We start from the raw sequence: 17,838 nt of genomic DNA, 5'->3' as shown, positions 1-17,838 counted from the left end.
CACAGTATATACAAATATCATGATACCAATTCAACATTTACATCCTCCAGTAATCAGATATGACTATTCCTCGCCCATAGTTAGAATAGCTGATGGTCGGAAAAAGGATGATCAACCCTTCTATAAGCATCCTGGGAAATTTAAGAGTGTGCTGTTACTATCAATTGATGGTTTGCGTCAAGCAGATTTGGAAGATGCCAAACTACAACAGTATTTGCCAAACATCAATAGTTTGAGACAAACGGGTATCAGTTACACTAACGCTTTTACTAGCATTCCCTCCGATTCCTTCCCTGGTGTATTAAACTATTTAACAGGAGCAAGTCCCAAAACGACTGGGGTTTATTATGACGATACATATAGTCGGATATTATCAGACAAACTAGGATCTCCGGCTGGTATAGAAGTTGAATTTGCGGAAAACATTGATAAAAACTCCGATCTTCTCAACGGTGGGGGTAATTTCGGGATAAATAGTATTGACCCAAGCAAATTACGAGTAGACAGTAATGGAAATCGTGTTTATCCTCACAACTATTTGAAGGTAAACACTATTTTTGAGGTAGCAAAAGCTTCAGGTTTGCACACTGCATTTATTGATAAACATCCTGCTTATGACATTGCAAATGGCCCTTCTGGGAAGGGAGTTGACGACTTTTACGCTCCAGAAATAAATGCCAAAGTTGCTTTAGAAAATGGCAAACTTGTAGACCAATCGACAGCGCAGAATCCTGCTAATCTCACATTTAAAACGACAACTAAAGACACCAAGCTAACGGAAGCTTATGATGATCTTAAGGTAAATGCGATATTGAACCAAATTGCTGGAAACAATTCACTAGGCACAACTAAACCCGGAACTCCGAACCTTTTTGGAATGAATTTCCAAGCTCTCAGCGTAGCCCAAAAGGATGCCAGCAATAATGGTGGTATTGCCACCAATGGTACACCTTCGTCAGGATTAATTGATGCTCTGGAACATACGGATGCCAGTATCGGGAAGATAGTAAATACCTTAAAGCAACAAGGGAAATTTGACTCGACACTAATAGTATTGACAGCAAAACATGGTCAAAACCCTCGTTTGGGAACAGCTACTCTGATTACGGGAAATACTTTTACAGATGCCCTAACGAAAGCTGGTATCACAGTTAATCAAGCTACTCAAGATGATATTGCTTTACTCTGGCTTAAGGATCAAAGGCGAGCTAGCATTGCAACAACTGTTTTAAAGCAACTGGCAAATCCAGCAATTGATACAGTTTATTCGGGTGGCGCATTATTGGCAGCAGGCTTTGGCAATCCGTTGCAGGAAGATCGTACTCCTGATATTATTATTAAACTCAAACCAGGATATGTGATTTCTAATAGCACCAAAAGGGCAGAACACGGCGGTTTTTCTGATGATGATACCCATATTTCTCTGATCCTCAGTAGTCATGGACTAGAAACTCGTGTTAAGGGGACTTCTCAGATGATGAAAGTTTCTAGCAAACAGATTGCGGTTACAGTATTGGAGGCATTGGGACTTGATCCGAGGAAACTCCAAGGAGCTTGGTCTGAAAAGACACTCCCATTACCAGGGACGCAGATCGAAGATGCCAGGAACTTTTTAGAATCTTTCAATAGAGATTGTCGGTAGCTAAACACGTCACCACAAAAAGCGGATCGTATTAAGTAATACTCTTAATTTCACTTCATACGATCGCATCTATTTATAAATTAATACGCTTGGTGTTAGCGCCAAAAACCTTAAACTGCGTAGGTTGGGTTGAGGAACGAAACCCAACCTACAGATATTATAAGTGTTTAAGCGAACCTGATATAAGTCCTATCTTCAATCCAAAATCCAAAATTTAAAATTTAAAATTCGGTCAGCTAATAGGTAAGGTAAACCAAAATGTTGCCCCTGCATCCAATGCACTATTCACCCCAATTTCGCCGCCGTGAGCATTGATGATTTGCTTACATAAATACAAGCCCAATCCCAAACTTACAGAATTGCGGATACTTGCACCCCGAAAGTAAAGGTCAAAAAGCCGATCGCTTTGTTGACTAATTCCCACGCCGTTATCACTAACAGTACAATAAATTTTGTCATCCTTACGGATAGCGTTGATTGTCAAAACCAATCCAGGGGGATTATGTTTCAGAGCATTAACAATTAAGTTAGAAAAAACTCGCCATAGTTGCGTGGGATCAGCATTCACTCTTGGCAAATCTGCGGACACTAGATTTGTCAGCTTGGCTTGATTTTGTGCCAGCAATGGCTCTAAATCGGCGATCGCAGCTTCGACAACTGCCAGTAATTGTACAGCTTGACGTTGTAAAACAACACCTTGTACCTCACTAATATGAGCTTCCATCAACGAATTAATTAAGTTCAGTTGGCGATCGCTACTTTGAATCATCCGCTCTAAAATGGAGCGGGAAATCGAAATATTATCCTCTGGACGTGCAAGCAAATTTTTCAGCACCATTAAAGTACCCAGCACTGGGTTGCGTAAGTCGTGGGAAACTGCATGGAAAAATACTCGTAGTTCTTCTTCTGTTTGTTTGCGCTGGGTAATGTCTTCAATCAAACCTTCGTAGTAAAGCAGTTTTCCTTGTTCGTCAAGTACTGCGTAGGCTTTTTCTGAAATCCAGACAATACTCCCGTCTCGGCGATAAATTTGGGACTCAAACTCAGAAACACTGCCATACTTTTCCATCAGGCGCACAAATTCTGCCCGGCGATTCGGATCAATATACAGTTGATGTTCTATATCAGTGAAATTTGCTGTCACCTCTTCCGCGAAAGAGTAGCCATAAATGCGTGCTAAAGCAGGATTTGCCGTAATGTAACGTCCATCGGGACTGCTTTGAAAAATCCCTTCAACAGCGTTTTCAAAAATGGTGCGATATTTAGCTTCTGCAACCTTGAGCTTTTGGTAGGCAGATTCCAGTTCTTGACGGGCGTAAAACTCAGAACGTTGCAGGCGATCGTATAGATAAACACCAATGTCACATATAATACAAAACCAAAAAATATATAAAATGAACGTTACATTATATATTTCTGGGTGTTCAGGGGTTAGTGTTTTTAGCCCAAGTGCCGTATTCACACCAAAGTAGTAAACCAACACACTCACTTGAGTCAGCAAGTGAATAATCCAGCAGACAGGCATCAACACAGCTTGGCTCAAGAACAGCAGTGACCAGCCGAAGGTATCGGGTAGTGCGAAACCTCTAAGAGTTGCAAACAACTGCGATGCTAAACTAATTGACCAAGAAGACCCCAAAAATAATAAATCTGGACGCTCACGACCTAATTTAGTTTTATGTAAAGCAAAGCAGATCAGTATACTCAGGAGCATTGCAATATTGATTACAAGGCGTTGAGTTCTAAGTACTTCTGGCAGTTTCTCCAACTCTTGAAAAGGGAAAAACAAGCCGTAAATATCTCGCAAAGTAAAAGACAACAGACAGATCAGCGCCAACCATAACCATAAACGTAATCTCTGCCACAAAAAACGGTTACGCCAAGTTCTGTAAAAAGTAGTGGTTTCATCTGTTGTTGGTGCAGAAAAGGTTTTTCTCCACCAGCTTTGCACTGTTGTAAATGGAGTAGCCATTAGCATCCGAGCAACTTTGCCCATACCTTGAGGGTGTTTCCCTTACTCAACATTGCCATAAATAACACCCTCTCATTTTTTGGTGATTTATGGGCGATTTGTTGCGGATGAAGTTGCCAAAGGTAATGTAAACCAGAAAGTTAACCCACGCTTGCGGTTACTAATAACACCGATTTCGCCGCCATGTGCCTTAATAACTTTCCGACAAAGATACATTTTTAAGCCAATGCTTGTAGAGCAACAGTCTTGGGGATCACGGACATGCAGATCGAAGAGGCGATCGCACTCTAGTTTACTCATTCCCACACCGTTATCTTGAATCTGAGTACGAATCATTCCTGCCTCAACAGTGGCACTCAGAAGAAAATTTAATCCTGGTGGATTATTTTGCAAACTATGTGTTATTAAATTTGCCAAAACTTTCTGCAACCGAGTCGCATCTGCCATTACTAACGGTAAATCAGCGGGAACCAAATTCTTCAGAGTCGCTTGATTTTGTGTCAGCATGGGTTCAAACTGGGCGAACATTTCTCCCAGTAGGGAGCTAAATTGCACAGGTTCGAGTTTGATGTCAATACCCTGTTTTTCACAAGAATTAATTTCTAGCAATGAGTTAATCATCGTCAGTTGGCGATCATTGCCTTGAATCATCCGCTCGATTATTGAGCGAGATACTGGAATTGGAGATTGGACATGGGAAAGAGGCAGAGGGGAAATTGCTGTAATTTCTCCCCTGCTCCCCTGCCCCTCTGCTCCCTGCACTCCCCCCACTCCCTGATTTAACAAATTCTTTAACACCATCAAGTTACCCATTACCGAAGTTCGTAAATCGTGGGCAACCGTATGCAAAACAACATCTTTGACGCGATGCAATTTTTCCACTTCTTGCATTTTCTGCTGCAACTGTGCTGTCCGTTCTTCTACTTGGTGTTCTAAATTAGTGTTAAGTTCTGCTAGTTTTTGGCATATCTGGCTTTGCTGAATGGCGATCGCTACCTGTTCGGACATCTGCTGTAACAAATCAATTTCTATTGGCTGCCAATGACGCGAACCTGAGCATTGATTGGCAATTAACGCCCCAAATAATTCGTTACCTAGCATGATTGGTACAGCCAAGCTAGCCTTCGTTTTGAATTTTTGACAGTGCGCTCTTACTTTGGGAGATACTGCCATTTGCGTTATGTCTTCAAAGACACGCACAAGATTATCTTTTAGTAAGTTTCTTACTTCTTGTAGATAAGCTTCATCATTAGTAGACCAACCTGAGACTGATGGATACTTGGGATCTACTGATTCGGCAATAGTTCTGACTCCTAAATTAGCATTATTTAAACTAATGAAAACTCGATCTGCTTGCAGAAATTGCCTGACTTCCGTCACGGTGGTTTGGAGAATTTGGTCTAAGTTAAGCGAAGACCGAATTCGCACTAAAGTTTCTGCCAACAAGCGATCGCGTTGTGCTGATAGGCGTAATTGCGCTTCTACCTGTTTGCGTTCTGTAATGTCGTGATGCACTGCTAGAATGCACGGGATACCATCCAAATCAATGACTTCGGCTGAAAGCATTGCTGTAATTATCTCGCCAGACTTTTGCCGAAATTCAACTTCCAAGTTCCGAGCGACTCCTGTGTCTTGCAACTCCTGCACCAACTTCAGGCGATCGCGATCGTGTACCCAAAAATTTAACTCAAAAGAAGTTTTACCAATCGCTTCATCTCGCTCATAACCTGAGAGTTCCACAAAACTGTCGTTAACTTCGATGAAGCGTCCTTCTTGGATTGTGCTAATCGTAATTGAATCGGGGCTGCAACTAAAAGCTTTAGCAAATTTTTGGGCAAGATTTTGTAAGCTGATTTCTGCTTGTTTGCGATCTGTGATATCTCGCACAATTGCTAGTACCTCATCTTGACCACTCACTACCAACCGCGCCTCATAATCTCTGACTCCCAAAGGCGTTGGTAGCTGATATTCACAAGTTTGCAAAGTTCCAGAATCTAAAGTTTTAGCGATCGCTTCCAGGCTAATCGTTGCAACATCACTAGGCAATAACTCTTGCACATGTTTCCCAACTATTTCTTCTCTGATAAGAGTGAGATTTACTCCCTCACTTTTCAAATCTAGATACTCGCCATCGCGGCTAATGCGAAACATCAAATCGGGGATAGCATCCAAAATTGCTTTATACCGCCCCTCACTCTCAAGCAATTTTTCTTCAGCTAGTTTTCGGTCTGTAATATCTATAACCAAGCCATTCCAAAGAAAATCGCCGTTACCTTGTAATTCGGCTTGCGAAGTCCCTTGAATCCACTTAACGCCACTAGGCGTAATGATCCGACCTTGCCAATGCCAAGGTGTAAGATTTGTACTACAAACAGCAATAGATTCTGTAAAGGCTTTTATATCCTGTGGATGAATCAGTTTGTATAGCACCCGAAAGTCTGCCTGTACGGCTTCTGGTTCTATTTCAGACAAATATTGACAACCAGAACTAACATAAGGGACAAACACAGAACCATCCTGCTGTTGCAGAACTTGGAAAATTATTCCTGGTAAATTGACAGCAAGTTTTGAGAGCAAGTTAATAGCCTCTTGCTGGCAATTTGGTGTATACAGCGATGTTACAACGGTTTCATCCACTCTTTGACCCTTTGATAGCAAGCTATTGATGTACAATTAAAAGCCAGAATAATCAACTTAACAGTTTTGATTCTGTAGGCATAATCGCTAATATCGTGTCCGCTGAATTGCCGAACCTCACCTCGCTTCTAGCTAAAGCTAGAGATTCCCCTGCTCTACTAGGGGAGGCGCTGGTCTTGAGAGGTCACGCAGAAATCACAAGTAATTTACCGGACATGATATAACAAAATAAAAACAGCGCCTTCTTTCAGAGTAGTTCCTGATGAGGCGATCGCATTCCCCCAATCGGGTGAACCATTTTGCCACGGGGAGCAAAAAGTGATGAAAAAGTTAGTTATAAATAGTGACCAGCGACACTTTTAAAGACGCTGCTAGTACCGCAAGGCGGAAGTCAAAAGTCAAAAGTCAAAAGTCTTACGGAATGGGCTTTTTAGGGTTTTTAAATGGTTGCTGTATTTACGCCGCTTTGTACTAGTCTTAAATTAGCTCTTATAACTTTACACTGACGCTATTTTGAAGACAATAATGATGGGACTATATCATGATGATTGAATTACATGAATAGTTCAGGCTAGCGCTTCCAAAAACCGCCGGAAAACTATCTCATCCTTGAGAGCAGAAAATGGAATATACCAGCAATAAGGATTAACAGAAATTAATGTCCCTACCGAAGACTTAAATCGATTGAGAAGTTCTGCTTTCTTGTCTTCTAAATTAAATGGTGGCTTGGAGGCTAAAATCCAATACGCTTGGGTTAAGCATTTTTTTCTTCTCTCTGTTTCGCGCCAGTTGCTTTAAGTCGAGGAACCGCAGACGCTCTCTACGAGACGCTACGCGTAGCTTGCTTCTCCGTAGGAGTACGCAGGCTCGCTACCGCTGCGCTATGCGCGGCATCGTCTCCCCTTCTCACATTGGGAGAGGCTAGCGCCTGCCGTAGGATGCCCAAAGGGCTGTAGGGAGAAGGGCGCACTGGCTTCTCTGTGTCTGGAGTGGTAGCCTGCGGCAAGCCGCTTCTCTACGAGAGGCTGCGCCAATGCGTCTACGTTAAAAAAATAGCCAGAGGCTCTTAACGAGGTTTTAAACGGGTTTGGGCTTAAGTTGACACCAATGCACATCTGTGCAACCCTACAAGTGATTGTGGTTTAAATAGATGAAAAAGGCTGTAAAAAACTGATCTAGCCAACTTTGATCGCAATAATCAGATAGAAAGTAGTTTATCAATAGATTTAATCTCGTTTTATCTAAAAAAATAAACAGAGTTACCAATAGCAAAAACGAAAAATGGGTATTTTCGAGTGGAAACTTTGCAATACATCCAAGGAAACATAAATGCAATTACAACAGACACCAGTTTTGAAAGAAACTCTTTGGGAAGCAGTTCTGAATCGAGACTCGACAATTGACGGCAAGCTTTTCTACGGTGTTCGCTCTACGGGCGTTTATTGCCGACCAATTTGCCCTAGTCGCAGACCGAATCGCAATCAAGTTTGTTTTTTCCAGTCGGCACAAGAGGCTGAAATTGCAGGTTTTCGACCTTGTAAGCGATGTCAGCCACAATTAGAAAAAGTTCCAAATCCGGCTAAGTCCAAAGTTTTAGCAGCATGTCGATTTATTGAAGCACAAGTTGATCACATTCCAACCCTCTCAGAACTATGCTCTCACGTTGGAATGAGTCCCAGTTATCTGCAAAAGGTATTCAAGCAAATAATTGGCGTATCCCCCTTTCAATATGCAGATGCGCTGCGTAACCAACGATTGAAGCAGCGTCTTCAGTCAGGTGAGGAAATTGCTCATGCAGTTTACGACACGGGGTATGGTTCAAGTAGTCAACTGTATGAGAAAGCACCTAAACAGCTGGGAATGACACCAAAGATTTACCAACAAGCTGGAAAGACAATCTGCATTGTCTATGCGATCGCTCCATGTCCACTAGGATATTTGCTTGTGGCAACAACAGAGAAGGGTATCTGTGCCGTTAAACTAGGTGATGAAGCAGACAAACTTGAACACACTTTGATCAAGGAATTTCACCAAGCGCAGATTATGCGTGATGACCAGACACACAAGGAATGGATACAGGCAATCCTCGACTTTATTGCCGGAGGTAAAGCACATCTTGATTTGCCACTTGATGTCCGTGGGACAGCATTTCAGAAACAGGTTTGGCAAGCATTACAGAAAATTCCCTATGGCCAAACCCGTACCTATACTGATATTGCGCGTGATATTGCCAAACCCCAGGCAGTCCGCGCCGTGGGTAATGCTTGTGGAGCTAATCCGATAGCGCTGGTTGTACCATGTCACCGTGTCCTGCGGAGTGATGGCAGTGTTGGTGGTTATCACTGGGGGATTGAGCGCAAACAAAAACTGCTCATACAAGAGTCACGCTGCGCGCAAGACTGAGTATTAGGGACTGGGGATTGGGAAGTTTGAGGTTCTGAGGTGGATGAACGGAGTTCCGAGGTGGATGAATGAGTATTTGAGACAGATGAACGGAGTTCCGAGGTGGATGAACGGAGTTCTGAGGTGGATGAATGAGTATTTGAGAGAGATGAACGAGTCCCCAGTCCCTTTTTTGATCGCAATTTATCAAACATGACATTGGAAGAAACAGCCGCTCAAACACCTGAACTAGAATCTTTGACTGAAGAAAATCTCACCCGTGGTTTAATGGTGCTTGCCAATCTTGACAGCGATTTGGCTCGGATTTTAGAGACACTGGGGCCTCCACCTATATGGTCAAGAGAACCGGGTTTTGCAACGTTGTTGTGCATAATTCTGGAACAGCAAGTTTCCGTAGCAGCTGCAAAGGCTGTATTTACCCGACTATGTGGGGTTGTTGTAACGCTGACGCCAGAAAATTTTCTGAGATTGGATGATGCTCAATTGAGAGGAATTGGATTTAGTCGGCAAAAGATTTTATACTGTCGTGGGTTAGCGAATGCGATCGCAAGTGGTCAGCTTGACCTAAACAAGTTGGAAAAAATGGATGAAACTGCGATCAGAACTGAGCTAAAGTGTCTCAAAGGGATAGGAGACTGGACAGTTGATATTTACTTGCTAATGGCGCTGCAACGTCCTGATGTCTTTCCCAAAGGCGATTTAGCGATCGCGATCGCTTTACAAAAACTCAAAGGATTGGCGACGCGGCCAACACCAGTTCAACTAGAAGCAATGACACAGCACTGGCGACCGTGGCGAGCAGTTGCTGCAAGACTTCTATGGCACTACTACTTGAGTAATGCCACTGCTAAGTCGGTTACAGTTTACCCGTGAATACTCTCTCAGCCGGGCCTGTCATGTAAACCCGTTGGTCGATTTCTGACCATTCAATTTGCAAGGGGCCGCCTGGTAATTCTATAGTGGCAGTGCGATCGCATTTCCCAGTTAACACTCCAGCTACCAAGGAAGCACAAGCACCAGTACCACAAGCTAATGTAATCCCAGCCCCCCGTTCCCACACCCGCATTTTCAAATAGTCACGGCGTACCACTTGCATAAATTCCGTATTTATGCGTTGGGGAAAAGCTGGGTGATGCTCAAATTTCGGGCCGATACTTTCTAGCTCAATTGCTACTACATCTTCCACAAAAGTAATGCAGTGGGGATTTCCCATATTTACACAAGTGACATCCCAAGTTTCCCCCGCCACCTCCAACGGCTGAGAAATTACTTTTTCTTGAGCGGGTGCAAGAGTGGTGGGAATTTCAACAGCGAGTAACCTGGGTAAACCCATATCCACCTTCACTAGACCATTAGATAAGAGTTGGGGAGTGATTACACCACCCAAAGTATGAATGCGATATGAGTCTTTATTCCGGGATTCACCTTCTAAGTCTGCTATAAAGCCAGCTAAACAGCGAATGCCATTGCCACACATTTCTGGTTCGGAACCATCGGAATTAAAAATCCGCATGGTATAGTCAGTGCCGTTTTCTCCAGGGAGGGCAAAAATTACACCATCAGCACCGATACCAAAGTGGCGATCGCACAACTTGATGGCTTGCTCTGGGGTCACTACAGGCAAAGATGACGAGCGATTGTCAATCAGAATAAAGTCGTTGCCCAGACCATGATACTTAGTAAATTCGATTGCCATTTCCTCAAGGATGAATTATCAAAGATCAGTTACTCTTTATTTTGCCTCGTAGGTTCATCTTTACTAAAAATGCTTACCGAACTTGACACCACTTTGCCTAGTATTAGACAAGTCCAAAACCTGATTAAACAAACAATACCAGTAGAGTTGAAGTTGCTGAGTGGCGATGTGGTAACAGGGAGGGTTTTATGGCAAGATCCACACTGTATCTGTATTGCTGATGAAAACAGTCAGCAAACCACTGTTTGGAAACAAGCGATCGCTTATATTAAGCCTAAAATAAGTGAGAAGTGAAGAGTTACAGCTATTTTCAGGTAAATAGACCACGCTTTACGGGCACAGCATTGCTGTGCCCCTACGACAGATGTGGTTCAAATACTTGAATTCTGCTGTAAAATTCCTAACTCCTAACTCCTAACTCCACTAGAGACGACAAATAACTGTCCAAACTGACTCAGACCTGTCAAGCCACCACATAACAATACTTGGTCGCCAACTTGCAAGTCCATGCCGCCATCAGGATAGCGGATAAATTTACCATCTCGCCGGATTGCCTGTACCTGTACTCCAAATTGCTTGCCGATTTCTAAATCTCTTAGGGTTTTACCTAGCGTTGGCGCATCTGCATTTACTGTAATCCACTGACAAGCACTATTTTCTCCGGGAACAACAGCTTGTCCTTTAGCTAATTCTGCCAAAGCTGCTAGTTCTTCATCTGCTCCCACAATCAGCAAGCGATCGCCTTGTGCCAATTTGGTTTGATTATTGGGATAATCGATTTCATCCCCGTTAGCGCGGCGAATTGCCATCAAACTCACTCCTGTTAAGTAGCGCATATCTGCTTCTTCTATGCTCATGCCAATTAAAGGCGAAGCAGATGGGAGAGGATACCAGCGCTGATTTAAATCGCGGGTTGCTTGGCGTAAATCACGAGCAACTTCAGTAGCAGAACGTTCTGGGCGCAAATCTAAATAATGATCGTTGCGGATTTGCTGCATTTCCCGTTGGACGACAACTGGCGACAACAAGCCTAAGCCAGTTAATAAATGAGTTGCCATTTCTAAGCTGGCTTCAAACTCTGGTTGCACAACTTCTCTAGCTCCCAATTGATACAGCACCTCAATATTTTTATCCTGGGTAGCACGGACAACCAAATCTAATTCTGGGCACAATTCCAAAGCGCGTTTCAAGCAAAGACGACTACTCATTGGGTCTGGGAGTGCGATCGCCATTCCTTTGGCATGATTTACACCAGCAGTTTCCAGAACATGTAAACTCACGCAATTGCCATAGACATAAGACACACCCATCTCACGCAACTGCTGAATTCTACTTTCTGATTGGTCGATTACTACCACAGGCAGGTCATGTTGCAGCAACAACTTGACTAAATTTTTGCCAACTTGCCCATAGCCACAGACTACCACATGGTTTTTGAAGGGCAAATCTTCCGACACATCCCGCGCCTGTTGTTCTTCTAAATACGGTTTCAACCAGGGCATTGATTCAGCAAAGTTAAATAAAAATGGCACTAGCCGCAGGACAAAGGGAGTAAGCATGAGAGTAACTGCGGTGGTTCCCAAAATTAATAAGTATATTTGTCGGGACACCAGCCCCAATGCCTGCCCTTCACTGGCGAGAACAAAGGAAAATTCCCCAATTTGCGCCAGTCCCAAACCAGCGATTATAGCTGTTTTCAAAGGGTAGCCAAACAGCTTTACTAGGGGGGTGATAATCAAAAATTTCCCTACGAAAACTATTGCCACTAACACCAAAATCAATTCTAGGTTGTTCCACAAAAACACTGGGTCGATTAACATCCCAATGGCGGCAAAAAATAAACTGGCAAAGATATCTCGCAAGGGTTCGACATAAGTCAGGGTTTGATCGGCGTACTCCACCTCAGAAATCATCAAACCTGCGACAAATGCCCCCATTTCAATCGACAGCCCCAAATGCTCTGTCAACAGAGCAATGCCCAAACATAGAGCTACAACCCCTAATAAAAATAGTTCTTTGCTTTCGGTACGGGCTAACAGTTGCAACAAAGGTGGTATCAGCCAAATCCCCGCAACTACTGCCCCGGCGGCAAATAAACCAATCAACAGTAGTGCTGTTAGCACGGTGATGCCAATAGTTTCTGCTGGTTGGTTAAGGGCTGGTAAGACTGCTAACATCAGTCCTAGTGCCAAGTCTTGTACTACCAGAATCCCTAGCATAACTTGCCCGTGGGGCGTTTCTGTTTCGTTATCTTCCATTAAGCACTTGAGGACAACCGCTGTGGAAGACAAAGACAGAATACACCCCAAAAACATGCCCTTAGCAGGTAAGGCTCCCCAGGCTCCGGTTAACCCGCATACTACAACTGTGATCAAAATCGTCAAAGCAATCTGGAGTCCACCTCCGCCAAGAGCGATCGCTTTTACCTTCTTGAGTTCCGCAAAGGAAAATTCCACACCCAAGGCGAATAACAAAAAGGCAACCCCGAACTGTGCCAGAGTCTCTACTTGAATAACTTCTTTAATCAGTCCCAGTCCGGCTGGCCCAATGATCATCCCGCCAATGAGATAACCTAGCAGCACGGGTTGTCGCAAAAGTGCCGCCAACAGTCCGCCACAGGCTGCAACCGCCAAAACTAAAACTAAATCAACAATTAGCCTAAAATCTTCTTGCACCAGTTTTAAAAGAACTATTAATTAAGACCTATTAATTCAGGATACAAAGTTTTATGATCTCAAACCGTTTGTTTAGTGAAGGTGCGACAAAATTTGATTATTTTGAAGGCGGCAGGAAGTAGGTGAGCAGGAAGGATATATTAAGCTTTTTGAAGATATCTTGAATCACAAGTGGATGAATCCAGTGTCATGCCAGTAGGGTACATGAGCCTTAACGCCGTAACGCACCGCCTACAGATAACAGATTCCTTCTCTTCCTTCTCTTTCTTCTCTTCCTTTGCGTTCTTTGCGCCCTTTGCGGTTCGTTAAAAAAATTGAGTCTGTATAAAGAGTTAAGTCTTATACCAATTCTGTATGAAGATGCGCCAAACTCTATGAGGAACGAACCGCAAAGAACGCATTCGCGTAGCGTCTCGTAGAGAAGGACACAAAGAAAGAAGAAGCCAAGAAAATTTGGCGCAGCCTCACAAAGAAATGGTATTAACCCAAGCGTATTCGTATCAAAGGTGGATCAACGCAGCTAAAAGACTCATTAATGAGTATCAAAGGTCAATACGCTTGGGTTAAGAAGAATAGTAGGTTGGGTTGAGCGTAAGCGTTACCCAACAAAAGCTTGATAATGTTGGGTTTCGTTCCTCAACCCAACCTACGCCAGTTTTAGTTTTTAGGCTTAACCCAAGCGTACTGTATCAAAGGTGAATGCCCCATCCCCAATACCCATCAAATCTTAGGCGAGCTAAGGGCATTTAGTAGTAGTAGTGACCACGGCACTTTAATATCAGGTATGAGCCATGAGTACTTTCTCAGTATAGGCAATGCAGCCGGCAGCACAAAACGCAGAGAGCGTAGCGATGCAGGCCGATCGCCATTTTCATCTACAATTCCATATTGCTTGGCTAATTCGGCAACAATCTGCACACGTCCTGTATGGCGCATGACGTTTGGCTGACAAGCAAGTGCAGCAATCACCCGTCCAGTTAATAAAGGAGTTTCCCAGTTGTAGCGCTCACTGATAAATGAGCTTTTTTGGTCAGTAGCATTGGTTTGATTCATTTCAGAAGCAAAACGGGAAAAAAGCTCAGTACCAACAATACCTGGCCAAATTGAAACAGAAGCGACATTATGGGGTTTGAGTTCAACAGCCATATTAGCTGCTAGGCGATCGCAAGCTGCTTTACCAACACCGTATGCTGTATTAAAGAGATAAGACATCCCAGCCCACGAGGAAATGGTGCAAATTAGTCCAGAGTTACGCTTGGTCATCATTCGGCCAGCAAAAACACTCGCAATATAGTGGCTACGAAGACCAACGTTGTTGCTAGCATCCCAAATACTTGGTTCACAATCCCAAAAGGGTTGCCCATAGGCGTTTTTAACTGCCTGAACTCCTGAGTAAGCATTGTTAACCAGTAGGTCGAGTTGTCCATCCTGCTCATCTTGGATGCGCTCAAACAGTAAACGCACCTGTTGATCGTCGCTGTGGTCTACTTGCACGGGAATGCATACACCACCAACTTCTTCTATGGCTGATTGGGTTTCACTGAGACTCCCAAAAACCGCATCACTGGAAGAGTTGTTAAGGCTGCGACCTGTGACGTATACAATTGCACCAGCCTCAGCCAAGCCAATAGCAATTCCCCTACCAATTCCCCGCGTAGCACCTGTTACCAATGCCACTCTATCTTCAAGATGTTTCATGATCGCTTTTCTCTGCGGTTAACGGTATAGCCAAACTCGCAATAGTGAAAGCAGTTGTTCAGTATCTACGGGTTTGGTGATGTAATCGGATGCACCGGCTTCAATACACTTCTCGCGATCGCCTTGCATGGCTTTAGCGGTGAGTGCAATAATCGGCAAAGATTTAAATTGATCGTTTTGGCGGATTACGCGTGTTGTTTCGTAACCATCCATTTCTGGCATCATTACGTCCATCAAAACGACATCAATCTCTGGTGTAGTTTCCAACAGGGCGATACCCTCCCTGCCGTTTTCAGCATATAAAACTTGTATTTGATAACGCTCCAACATACTGGTAAGCGCGAAAATATTACGCATATCGTCGTCTATAATTAGCGCTTTTTTGCCAGTGAGTAAGTAGTCTTGTGAATGGAGTTGTTCCAGTATTTCTCGCTTGGGTGCAGGTAAATTTGCTTGGACTCTGTGTAAAAACAATGCTGTTTCATCGAGGAGACGTTCGGGCGATCGCACATCTTTAATGATGATTGTTTCGGCAATCCGCCTGAGTTCTGTTTCTTGAGCTTTGCTAATTTCTCTACCTGTGTAGACAATAATTGGTAATGTTTTGCCGTTAGGTAGAAGCTTTATCTGCTCGATCAGTTCAAACCCAGTCATGTCAGGTAGTCCTAAATCGAGAACTAGGCAATCAAAATGCTGGGCACGAATAGCTTCTAGCGCCTCTGCACCCGTACCAACAGCAATGGTGGAAACATCGCTGTTGCCAATCAACTCGACAATACTAAGCCGTTGAGTATCATCGTCTTCAACTACTAACAAATTTTTCACCTGGCGCTCAACAAAACCTTTAATTTTGGTCAACGCCTGGGATATTGTCTCGCTAGTTAAAGGCTTTTGCAGATATGCGATCGCTCCTAGTTGCAAACCGCGTTGTCTCCCTTCCTCAACGCTCATAATATGTACAGGAATGTGACGCGTGTTTTGGTCATGTTTCAGGCGATCCAATACCGTCCAACCATCCATTTCTGGTAACCTAATATCTAGCAAAATGGCTGAAGGCAGGAATTGCTGCGCTAGTGTCAAACCTGTAGTGCCGTTTTGGGCAGTTATTACTTTAAATCCATGCTGTTGCGCCATCTCTATGAGGATACGCGCAAAGTTAACGTCATCTTCGACAATTAACAACACGCGATCGCCTATGCCAATAGTAGTGCGATCGTCATTTAAAACTGCTGTTAGCGGATAGCTCTGGTTTAGCCGGGGCTGAGTGCTGTTAGCGGATAGCTCTGGTTTAGCCGGGACTAAGTAGGGAGTGGGAAATATTAATGTAGACTTTTGACTATGGACTCTTGACTGTTGACTCAATTGTGGTAGATAGAACGTAAACGTGCTACCTTGACCGGGTTGACTGACTAATTTAATTTCGCCACCAAACAGATGGGCGATTTCGCGGCTAATTGATAAGCCCAATCCGGTGCCGCCGTATTTCCGACTGGTAGAGCCATCGGCTTGCTGAAATGCCTCAAAAATCACTTTCTGTTTTTCGGGGGCAATGCCAATCCCTGTATCGCTGACTGAGAAGGCAATCACAAGCTGGGCGCTATTTAAAGTTTTCTGGTCGTTGCTCCATCCCTGCTTCGCCACCGCAATCTTTAAGCGTACCTCCCCATGCTCTGTAAATTTAAAAGCGTTGGAGAGGAGATTTTTCAACACCTGTTGTAAGCGTTTGACATCTGTATCGATGCTGATTGGCAATTCGGGAGTAAATTCAATTGCAAAGCCAAGTCTTTTGCTTTGAGCTATTTCTCGGAAGGTGCGCTCAGTCTGTTCGCCCAACTCTGCTAACAGCATTTGGGTTCTGTCAATTGACATAGTTCCAGATTCAATTTTCGCCAGATCCAGAATGTCATTGATTAACGTCAACAAATCAGTACCTGCTGAGTAAATTGTCTGGCTATATTCGACTTGCTTGTTAGTGAGGTTGTGATCAATGTTATCTGACAACAACTTCGCCAAAATCAACAAGCTGTTCAGCGGTGTCCGCAGTTCATGGGACATGTTGGCGAGAAATTCTGATTTGTATTTTGAGGAGAGGGTGAGTTGTTCAGCCTTGTCTTCTAAAGAGAGTCTTGCTTGTTCAATTTCGCGATTTTTGCGCTCGACTTCTTTTTTCTGCGTCGCTAACAACTCTGCCTTTTCTTCTAACTCAGCATTGGTTTGTTGCAATTCCTCTTGCTGTCCTTTGAGTAAATCCTCTGAGGCTTTGAGGGATTGGGCTTGTTGTTCTAAACGCTGGTTGGTTTGGCGGAGTTCGCTTTGCTGGGTTTGGAGTTCTTCAGCTAAAGATTGCGACTGCTTGAGTAATTCTTCAGTTCGCATCGATGCTGCGATCGTGTTCAGCACGATCGCTATACTTTCGGTAAGTTGGTCGAAGAATGTCAAATGAATTTCGCTAAAGCGGCGAAATGAAGCTAATTCTATGACTGCTGTCACCTGTCCTTCAAAAAGTACAGGTAACACCACGGCATTAAGTGGCGTGGCTTCTCCTAAACCAGAAGAAATTCTCACATAATCACTTGGTACTTCCGTCAGCAGAATTCGCTCTTTTTCTAAAGCGCATTGTCCCACCAAACCTTCACCCAAGTGGAAGCGGTTAGCTAAATGTCTGCGTTCGCGGTAAGCGTAGCTACTAATTAGTTTCAAATACGGTGTATCCCCATACTCCATGAGGAAGAATACGCCGTGTTGCGCTCCTACCAAAGGTGCAAGTTCTGAGAGAATTAGTTTCGATACAGTTTCCAAGTCTCGCTGCCCTTGGAGCATTCGGGTAAACTTGGCTAAGTTAGTTTTCAACCAATCTTGTTCGGTGTTTTTCTGCGTTGTCTCCCGCAGATTGGCAATCATCTGGTTGATGTTGTCTTTGAGGATGGCAACTTCCCCTAGTGCTTCAACAGCAATTGAACGAGTTAAATCGCCCTTAGTTACAGCTGTAGCAACTTCTGCCAGCGATCGCAACTGGGTGGTAAGTGTCGCAGCGAGTTCGTTGACGTTATCTGTCAAATCTTTCCAAGTTCCAGCCGCCCCAGGTACTCTCGCTTGTCCCCCTAACTTCCCTTCA

The 17,838-nt window shown here is 43.8% G+C and carries 10 protein-coding genes; 4 read left to right on the top strand and 6 right to left on the bottom strand.

The window, feature by feature from the left end:
* The first annotated feature begins 19 nt into the window (after positions 1-19).
* A complete protein-coding gene (locus Q0541_RS33960) occupies positions 20-1,642 on the top strand; it encodes an alkaline phosphatase family protein (RefSeq protein WP_298921460.1) in 1,623 nt (540 codons plus the stop codon).
* Between the two features lie 232 nt (positions 1,643-1,874).
* On the opposite strand, the gene Q0541_RS33955 is transcribed toward Q0541_RS33960, so the two are convergent.
* Positions 1,875-3,638 (bottom strand): ATP-binding protein, encoded by a 1,764-nt coding sequence (locus tag Q0541_RS33955; RefSeq protein WP_298921458.1) that lies wholly within the window; start codon positions 3,636-3,638, stop codon positions 1,875-1,877.
* A 63-nt stretch (positions 3,639-3,701) separates the two neighbouring features.
* Positions 3,702-6,251, bottom strand: a complete 2,550-nt coding sequence (locus tag Q0541_RS33950) for a PAS domain S-box protein (RefSeq protein WP_298921456.1) — start codon at positions 6,249-6,251, stop codon at positions 3,702-3,704.
* A gap of 1,329 nt (positions 6,252-7,580) precedes the next feature.
* On the opposite strand from Q0541_RS33950, the gene ada reads away from it, so the two are divergent.
* Together ada and Q0541_RS33940 are read left to right on the top strand one after the other, a co-directional pair.
* The gene (gene ada / locus Q0541_RS33945) at positions 7,581-8,654 is read left to right on the top strand and encodes a bifunctional DNA-binding transcriptional regulator/O6-methylguanine-DNA methyltransferase Ada (RefSeq protein WP_298921454.1); all 1,074 of its coding nucleotides are present in this window, start codon (positions 7,581-7,583) and stop codon (positions 8,652-8,654) included.
* Between the two features lie 192 nt (positions 8,655-8,846).
* The gene (locus Q0541_RS33940) at positions 8,847-9,527 is read left to right on the top strand and encodes a DNA-3-methyladenine glycosylase (RefSeq protein ID WP_298921453.1); all 681 of its coding nucleotides are present in this window, start codon (positions 8,847-8,849) and stop codon (positions 9,525-9,527) included.
* Here Q0541_RS33940 and dapF read toward each other — a convergent pair.
* Complete coding sequence (gene dapF / locus Q0541_RS33935) at positions 9,511-10,350, bottom strand: diaminopimelate epimerase (protein ID WP_298921451.1); 840 nt, start codon at positions 10,348-10,350, stop codon at positions 9,511-9,513. The two genes, Q0541_RS33940 and dapF, sit on opposite strands and share 17 nt — an antisense overlap.
* Positions 10,351-10,419: 69 nt before the next feature.
* Here dapF and Q0541_RS33930 point away from each other — a divergent pair, with 69 nt between their 5' ends.
* A complete protein-coding gene (locus Q0541_RS33930) occupies positions 10,420-10,644 on the top strand; it encodes an RNA chaperone Hfq (RefSeq protein ID WP_298921449.1) in 225 nt (74 codons plus the stop codon).
* Between the two features lie 113 nt (positions 10,645-10,757).
* Here the strand turns inward: Q0541_RS33930 and Q0541_RS33925 are convergent, their stop codons facing one another.
* From Q0541_RS33925 to Q0541_RS33915, 3 genes are all read right to left on the bottom strand, one after another.
* Entirely contained in the window at positions 10,758-13,025 is a 2,268-nt protein-coding gene (locus Q0541_RS33925) for a cation:proton antiporter (RefSeq protein ID WP_298921447.1), read from the bottom strand.
* Between the two features lie 720 nt (positions 13,026-13,745).
* Positions 13,746-14,723, bottom strand: a complete 978-nt coding sequence (locus Q0541_RS33920) for an SDR family NAD(P)-dependent oxidoreductase (protein WP_298921445.1) — start codon at positions 14,721-14,723, stop codon at positions 13,746-13,748.
* Positions 14,724-14,741: 18 nt separating this feature from the next.
* On the bottom strand, positions 14,742-17,838 hold a 3,097-nt coding region (locus tag Q0541_RS33915; protein WP_298921443.1), incomplete at its 5' end, for a response regulator.

Source organism: uncultured Nostoc sp. (assembly GCF_937863485.1).
Lineage (GTDB): Bacteria > Cyanobacteriota > Cyanobacteriia > Cyanobacteriales > Nostocaceae > Nostoc.
This window is presented reverse-complemented; position numbering and strand designations above follow the sequence as displayed.

Bases quoted from the DNA above. Each gene is read 5' to 3' on its own strand.
- Q0541_RS33960 (WP_298921460.1), top strand. From the start codon at position 20: ATGATACCAATTCAACATTTACATCCTCCAGTAATCAGATATGACTAT.
- Q0541_RS33955 (WP_298921458.1), bottom strand. From the start codon at position 3,638: ATGGGCAAAGTTGCTCGGATGCTAATGGCTACTCCATTTACAACAGTG.
- ada (WP_298921454.1), top strand. From the start codon at position 7,581: ATGCAATTACAACAGACACCAGTTTTGAAAGAAACTCTTTGGGAAGCA.
- Q0541_RS33940 (WP_298921453.1), top strand. From the start codon at position 8,847: ATGACATTGGAAGAAACAGCCGCTCAAACACCTGAACTAGAATCTTTG.
- dapF (WP_298921451.1), bottom strand. From the start codon at position 10,350: ATGGCAATCGAATTTACTAAGTATCATGGTCTGGGCAACGACTTTATT.
- Q0541_RS33930 (WP_298921449.1), top strand. From the start codon at position 10,420: ATGCTTACCGAACTTGACACCACTTTGCCTAGTATTAGACAAGTCCAA.
- Q0541_RS33920 (WP_298921445.1), bottom strand. From the start codon at position 14,723: ATGAAACATCTTGAAGATAGAGTGGCATTGGTAACAGGTGCTACGCGG.